Genomic DNA, 7,140 nt, shown 5'->3' on the forward strand with positions numbered 1-7,140 from the left:
CGTCGGATGCTCGGCATACGATCGACATGGATGGGGTGGCCGCCGCGGTCATCCACGGATCGTTCACGGTTGGGAGTTCGCATGACTGAGACCGCACGGCTCGCCCTGGTCACGGGAGCCACGGGATACATTGGCGGCCAGGTGGCCCAGGAACTGTTGCAGCGGGGGTGGCGGGTGCGCCTGCTCAGCCGCAGTGCGGAGAAGGTGCGCGACCTCCCCTGGGGGGACGCTGTCGTCCCCGATGGGCAGAGCGCAGAACCCGGCCGCGCGGAAGTGGTGGAGGGGGACGCCTCGGACGCGAGCGACGTCGCCCGCGCCCTGAAGGACGTGGACGTCGCGTGGTACCTGCTGCACTCCATGGGCGACTCCGAGAACTTCGTACAGGAAGAAGTGGAGATGGCGGAGACGTTCGCGCGGGCCGCTCACGACGCCCACGTGCAGCGGATCGTCTACCTGGGGGGACTGCACCCCACGGACGAACCGGTCGAGCAACTGTCCGATCACCTGCGTTCGCGCGTGGAGGTGGGGCAGGCGCTCATGGACTCCGGGGTGCCCACTGCGGCGCTGCAGACGGGTGTGGTGATCGGGGACGAGTCCTCGTCCTTCATCATGATCCGTCACCTCTCCGAGCGACTGCCGGGTGCAATCGCCCCCAAGTGGGTGCGCAACCGGATCCAGCCGATCGCCGTGGCGGATGTGGTGCACTACCTCGCGGGGGCGGCGGACCTGCCGTCGGACGTGAACCGCACGTTCGACGTGGGCGGTCCGGACGCCATCGAGTACGCGGACATGCTGGACCAGTACGCCCGGGCTGTGGGCAAGGGCGGGCGGTTCATGCTCACCGCGCCCGTGACCACCGCCGAGCTCGCGGCGTACTGGATCGGGCTGGCGACCCCCATCAGCTCCCGGCTCGCGCGGCCTCTGATCGGTAGCCTCCAGCACGACACCGTGCTGCACGAACGGGACCTGGACGATTACATCGGTGCCCCGGAGGGCGGGCACACGTCCTTCGCCGACGCGGTGCGCGCCGCCGTGAAGAACGAGGACCTCGGCCGGTGGCGCCGCGTCTTCCTGACCACCGCGGGGGCCGTGGCGGCCACGGCGGTGGCCGGTTCCCTGGCGACCGACCCCGGTTCGCGGTGGTACCGCACACTGCGCAAGCCCCGGTTCCAGCCCCCGGCCTGGCTGTTCCCCGTGGCATGGACGGCTCTGTACGCGGACATCGCCGCGGTGGGCGCGCTGTCCATCGCGGATCTCGGGGAGAAGAAGCAGGAGAAGGAGAAGCGCGCCTACATCGCCGCGCTCGGGACCAACCTGGTGCTCAACGCCGGGTGGAGCATCCTGTTCTTCCACCGCAAGCAGCTCACCGCGTCCTCCGTGGAGTCTGTCCTGTTGACACTCAGCAGCGCGGACCTGGTGCGCCGTAGCGCAAAGGTGTCCCCCGAGAAGGGCGCTGTGCTCAGCCCGTACGCGGGCTGGACCGCGTTCGCCGCCGTCCTGACCAACACCCTCCGAGCACTCAATCGGCGCAGGAAGTGATGATGTGAGCGAGTACCGGGTCAGCCCCTACGGGGACGCCACCCAGGCCACGCGCAAGCGCACCGTGTGGGTCGTGATCATCACGGGCCTCCTGGCCGCCGCAGGTCTCGCGTGGTCCCTGCGCATCCCCGCCGGGGACCCGTGGTTCACCCCCGCAACCTTCATCCTCGCGGGGGTATACATCATGGGCAGTTCGATCGCCGTGCGGATGACGGGGGAGCGCCTGCCCTGGAAGGTCACCCCCAAGGGCTTGCGGGACGCGGTGATCGGAGGTCTGCTGCTGGCGGCGCTTTTCATCGCGGGCGGTTTCATGGTGCGGCTCGTGCCGTTCCTGGCCGGGCCCGTCCACGAACTGCTCAACCACGCCCGCGTGGGGAGCTTGTTCATGGTGGCCCTGACCACCGCGGTCAACGGCGTCGCGGAGGAGACCTACTACCGCGGCGCGCTGTGGCGCGTGCTCCCGCGGGGCCGCCGGATCCTCGTGACCACGATCGCCTATACCGCGGTCACGTCCCTGGCCGGCATCCCCCTGCTTGCGCTCGCTGCCGCCGCACTCGGCGCGTTCGTGGGGTACCTGCGCGAGCGCACGCGCTCCCTGGTCCCCGGGATCGTGACCCACCTGATCTGGTCGCTCACCATGTTGTTCGTGTTGCCGTTCGTGGTGTGACCGGTCCGTCCGGCTCGCGTTCGATCGCCCCCGGTCGTCCCGCGGCTGCGGGACCTCCGGGGGCGATGTCCGGGGCGATGTCCACCCCCTGGTCACGCGCGATCCGCGGGCCGGCGGGGACGTCCGGGTCGTCCAGGAACCCGTAGTGCAGGGTCAACTGGGTGCTGTGATCGGAGTCCGCACCCGTGCGATCCACCGTGACTGCGTCCTGAGGTGCCATGTGCGGGACGTTGGCGGGAACCGTGCGCGATGAACACCTTCTCGTGGATGACCCTGTTGAACTGGGCGTTCTCGCTCAGCGCCAGCGGCATGGACGCCGTGTTGGGGTGCGCGTAGACCAAGAACGGCGTGGCGGTCAGCAGGAACGTATCCGTCACGGCCAATCCGTAGACGATCGCCAGTTGCTCGGAACTGCGGAATACCACCAACAGGACGAGCACCCCGAGGAGCAGGGGGTCGGGGATCAGGCGGGGCGCGTGAACGCGAGCCACATGGTGGGGATCACCTGCTGCGCGCCGTGCCCGGAGCCGCCCATGGCCATGTGGTCCGCGAGCTGGCCCGAGTAGCTGGTGAGCAGCATGCGGGCCACGTCCCCGGGGGAGACCAGGAACTCCAGGCGCTGGGTCTGCGCGACCCGCACGAGGGCCTGCTCGATGGCGTGGTAGACCCGCGCGCGGATGGGTGCCATCTGCTGGCGCACCTCGGGGAAGCGGAACGCCGCGAGGGACAGTTCCACGCGCAGGGCCTGCTGGTTCACGTTGGCCACCTGGTCCGTCACGCCCTCGATGATGCGGGTGACCACGTCCTCTACGTCCAGTCCCGAGCCGAGCCAGTGGTCCAGCTCCGTGCCGAGGGTGTCCACGAGCTGGGTGGCGAGGTCCTCGAACGCGAGGATCGCGAGTTCCCGCTTGGACTCGAAGTTGGAGTAGAACGCACCGCGCGTGAAACCGGCGGCCGCGCACAGGTCGCTCACCGAGGCGCCGTCGATCCCCTGCCGCGCGAAGACGGCCGGGGCGCTGCGGATCAGTTTGAGCCGCGTGGCGCTGCGGGAACGCCTGTCCCCCGCGGCCTGCTGTGTGGCAGGGTCATTCGTGACGGGCCGCGTGCCCTCCGAGAGGTCCGCAGCGGGTGCGTCTGTCTGGTTGCTCACGTATCCATCGCCTCGTCTTCACATCTCGATACATCAGTGTATCGTGATCAGGAACCCCAGACACGTCGTGCATTCCTCGCACCAGGAGAAACCTGTGACACCCAAACACGCTCCCGCCCACTCCCTCCGGGCCCGACTCGGACGGCCTTTCGGCCAGGTCGGGTTCTGGCTGCTGCCCATGCTCGCGATCATCGCCGTGGGCGTGATCGGCACCGCCCTCTACCTGGGAGGCCTGTCCAGCCCGGACAAGCACTTCAAGGAGTTCCCCATTGCCGTGGTCAACCAGGACAAGGGCGCGGAGGTGCCCCAGGCCGACGGCAAGGCCAGCCAGGAGAACCTGGGCAAGGACCTCGTCCAGAAGTTCGCGGACAAGGCCGCGGAGGAGGACAAGATCGACCTCCGGCAGCTCAGCATCGACGAGGCACGGGAACAGTTGGATCGCGGTGAGCTCTACGCCGCCGTGGTGGTGCCCGAGTCCTTCTCCGAGGACACCGTGAGCCTCATCGAGGGCTCCCTCACCCGCGGCAACGCCGCACGCCCCGAGGTCACCGTCTACACGGACCCCCAGGCCGGGTCCCTGGGCACCCGACTGGCCACGGGCGCCGTGGAACCCGGTGTGCGCGAGGCCAGCAAGAAGCTCGGCGAGCAGCTCACGGATTCCGTGGCACCCGCCGAGGACCAGGCCTACAACAAGGTGCTCCAGCAGTTGCAGCAGTCCCAGCAGCAGCAGTCCCAGCAGCTCCAGCGCCAGGCCGCGCAGGGCGGGCCCGAGGTCCAGCAGTTCGCGCAGCAGGTGCAGAAGTCCCAGGAGGGCTCCGCCGAGCAGATCGCCAAGGAGCTCTCACCCACCGTCAGCTCGGTGGCCAAGGACACCCTCAAGGACCCCGTGAATATGGTGTCCAAGGCATACAACGACCTCCCCGAGGGCACCGCCCTGGGCATGAGCGCGTTCTACTACTCGATCCTGCTGCTGGTGGTCGGCTTCTCCGGCTCCGTGGCGCTCAATCTGCTCATGGATGGGCGCATGGGCATGGCCCCGTTCGAGATGGGGCCGTTCTTCAAGGACTACGAGCGGGCCGTGCTGCCCCGCCCCGTGGGCTACCTCATGAAGTGGCTGACGTTCGTGGTCGCGGCCGCCCCGGCCTCCGCGCTCATGATGTGGGTGGCGTCCACGGTGGGCATGCCCGTGCCACACGGGTTCCTCGTGTTCCTGCTCGGGTGGCTCGCAATGTCCACGGTCTCGGCCATCGTCCTGGCGCTGATCTCCGTGGGCGGCAGCGTGGGGATGCTGCTGTGCCTGGTCTACCTCGTCTTCATGGGCCTGCCCTCCGCGGGCGCCGTGGTCCCGTTGGAGGCGGTTCCCGGATTCTTCCGTGCGATCGCCCCGATCGAGCCCTTGCATCACATCTTCACGTCCATCCGCTCCGCGCTGTTCTTCGACGCGATCCCGGAGGCCGGTCTGACCACCGGGCTGATCGGGCTGTTCGTCATGCTCGCCCTCGCCCTGCTCGTGGGTGTGCTGGGCGGTTGGGGCTACGACAAGTGGGTGGGTCTGCGCGGCTCCGCCGGCGGCGGCAAGCACAGCGCCCGTGCCGCGGCATCCGACGGGGAGAAACCTCTCCCTGAGACTGCGGATAACCCCTCCGTGCCGGACGGCGCCTCCGCCTAGGCTGGAGCCAGGACACGACCAGTGAGCTTTCCCGGCTCGGACACCACGGAGATGACATGAGCTACGAACCGCAGCAACCGCGTCCCGACTACCGCTCGCAGGGACCCGCGGGCCCCGGCGGGCCCGACCCCCGCGGCCAGCAGTACGCGCAGGGTGGCCCGCACGCCCAGGGTCCCAACGGCTACCGCGCGGGTTCCTCCGGGCCCCGGGACGACGAGCGCACCGTGGCCGTGCTGACCCACCTCGCGGGCCCGATCGCCGCGATCGTCTCCGTGGGCTGGCTCGGCTTCCTGGGCCCGCTCATCGTGTGGTTCGTCTACAAGGACAAGAGCCCGTTCCTGCGGTCGGCCGCCGCGGGCGCGTTCAACTTCAACGTGACCATGTGGGTCGTCAACCTGGTGGGCTGGATCCTGCTGTTCACGGTGATTCTCTCGCCCGTGGGGCTGCTGCTGATCGCCGCGTACTGGGTCCTGTTGCTCGTGTGCCACATCATGGCCGCGGTCAGGGCCGGCCGGGGCGTGGTGTACCGCTACCCCTTGCAGCTGCCGATCCTGCGCTGACCGTGCGGGGTCGATCACCCGCGTCGTGCAGGCCCACCGCGGTTCCGTGAGAGGTGCGCGGATCCGCACGCGGCGGCACGGCGCCGTCCCCTCCCGGCCGCGAGTGGAGGAACCCGAGAACCATCCGGTGGCGGAGGAGCCCGCCGCCGGGTGGTTCTCCCACATCCGGGTCGGTGGGCCGGCCCGGAGTCCGGGGCAATCATTGTTCAACAATCCGCTGGGTGGATTGGTGAACAACCTGTAAAGTGTTGACGTCAGCCACCCTGTGACCCCGCTCACGCGAACCCCTGGATGGGTCCATGTCCAATGCTTCCCCTCGCCCGCAGCCGCGCGATCAGCGGGCGCCGTCCGCAGCGGGTGCCCAGAAGGGTATGGGCCACCGCAGCGCGCTGTTGGGTGCCATGTTCCTCATGGCCACCAGCGCGATCGGCCCCGGGTTCATCACCCAGACAACCGTGTTCACGGTGCAGCTCGGAGCGGCCTTCGCGTTCGCCATCCTGGTCTCCATCCTCGTGGACATCGCCGTGCAGCTGAACGTGTGGCGGGTCATCGGGATCTCGGGTCGCCGGGCGCAGGAACTGGCCGGGAGGGTGTTGCCCGGTGCCGGGGCGGTGCTCGCGGCGCTGGTTTTCCTGGGCGGTGCGGTCTTCAACATCGGCAACATCGCGGGAACCGGTCTGGGCCTCAACGCCATGTTGGGCCTGGATCCCAAGATCGGCGGGGGGATCTCCGCCGCGATCGCCGTGTTGATCTTCCTGTCGAAGCGCGCGGGACTCGCGCTGGACCGCATCGTGGTGCTGTTGGGCGCCGTCATGATCCTGCTCATGCTGTACGTGGCCATCGTGGCGGCTCCGCCCGTGGGGGAGGCGCTGAAGAACACGGTGTTGCCGGAGCGGATCGACCTCCTGGTGATCACCACGCTGATCGGCGGCACGGTGGGCGGGTACATCACGTACTCCGGCGCGCACCGCATGATCGACTCGGGAGTCACCGGTGTGGAGAGCGTCCGGGAGATCACGCGCAGTTCCGTGCTGGGCATCCTGGTCACGTGCGTGATGCGTGTGTTGTTGTTCCTCGCGATCTTCGGCGTGGTGGCTGGCGGGGTCTCCCTCACGAGCGACAACATGGCGGCGGAGGCCTTCGGTGCCGCGGCCGGTGAGATCGGTGTACGGATCTTCGGTGTGGTGCTGTGGGCCGCGGCGCTGACCTCGGTCATCGGGGCCGCGTTCACGTCCATCTCCTTCGTGACCTCGTCCCAGGACAAACCGCGCACCCGGAACCTGCTCACCGTGGCCTTCATCGCGGTGTGCGCGGTGGCCTACCTCTTCCTGGGCCAGGCACCGCAGACCCTGCTCATCTTCGCCGGTGCGTTCAACGCCCTGATCCTGCCCTTCGGTTTCGCCATCCTGTTGTGGGTCGCATGGCGCCGCAGGGATCTGTTGCACGGCTACCGCTACCCGGTGTGGCTGCTCGTGGTGGGTGTCCTCGCCTGGCTGCTCACGGTGTATCTCGCGTGGAACTCCCTGGCAGGCCTCGCGAAGCTCTGGTCCTGATC

Annotated in this window: 7 protein-coding genes; 5 read left to right on the forward strand and 2 right to left on the reverse strand. The window is 68.7% G+C overall.

Annotated features, from left to right (window positions below; genetic code table 11):
• Positions 1–81 precede the first annotated feature (81 nt).
• Both J1M36_RS09140 and J1M36_RS13115 read left to right on the forward strand, forming a co-directional pair.
• A complete protein-coding gene (locus tag J1M36_RS09140) occupies positions 82–1,539 on the forward strand; it encodes a tryptophan-rich sensory protein (RefSeq protein ID WP_193520088.1) in 1,458 nt (485 codons plus the stop codon).
• Positions 1,540–1,543: 4 nt separating this feature from the next.
• Positions 1,544–2,206 carry a CPBP family intramembrane glutamic endopeptidase gene (locus J1M36_RS13115; protein WP_206479133.1) on the forward strand — a complete coding sequence of 221 codons (663 nt, stop codon included), beginning with the start codon at positions 1,544–1,546 and terminating at the stop codon, positions 2,204–2,206.
• Here J1M36_RS13115 and J1M36_RS09150 read toward each other — a convergent pair.
• Positions 2,172–2,426: a hypothetical protein gene (locus tag J1M36_RS09150; protein ID WP_206479134.1), complete on the reverse strand. Its 255-nt coding sequence runs from the start codon at positions 2,424–2,426 to the stop codon at positions 2,172–2,174. The two genes, J1M36_RS13115 and J1M36_RS09150, sit on opposite strands and share 35 nt — an antisense overlap.
• A gap of 243 nt (positions 2,427–2,669) precedes the next feature.
• Entirely contained in the window at positions 2,670–3,356 is a 687-nt protein-coding gene (locus J1M36_RS09155) for a TetR/AcrR family transcriptional regulator (protein ID WP_064846401.1), read from the reverse strand.
• Positions 3,357–3,450: 94 nt separating this feature from the next.
• Here J1M36_RS09155 and J1M36_RS09160 point away from each other — a divergent pair, with 94 nt between their 5' ends.
• From J1M36_RS09160 to J1M36_RS09170, 3 genes are all read left to right on the forward strand, one after another.
• Positions 3,451–5,025: a DUF3533 domain-containing protein gene (locus J1M36_RS09160; protein WP_206479135.1), complete on the forward strand. Its 1,575-nt coding sequence runs from the start codon at positions 3,451–3,453 to the stop codon at positions 5,023–5,025.
• 56 nt (positions 5,026–5,081) lie between these two features.
• Complete coding sequence (locus J1M36_RS09165) at positions 5,082–5,585, forward strand: DUF4870 domain-containing protein (RefSeq protein WP_206479136.1); 504 nt, start codon at positions 5,082–5,084, stop codon at positions 5,583–5,585.
• A 371-nt stretch (positions 5,586–5,956) separates the two neighbouring features.
• On the forward strand, positions 5,957–7,138 hold the full coding sequence (locus tag J1M36_RS09170; RefSeq protein ID WP_206479872.1) for an NRAMP family divalent metal transporter: 1,182 nt from the start codon (positions 5,957–5,959) through the stop codon (positions 7,136–7,138).
• The last annotated feature ends 2 nt before the right edge of the window (positions 7,139–7,140 follow it).

Source organism: Kocuria sp. KRD140 (assembly GCF_017168375.1).
GTDB lineage: Bacteria > Actinomycetota > Actinomycetes > Actinomycetales > Micrococcaceae > Kocuria > Kocuria marina.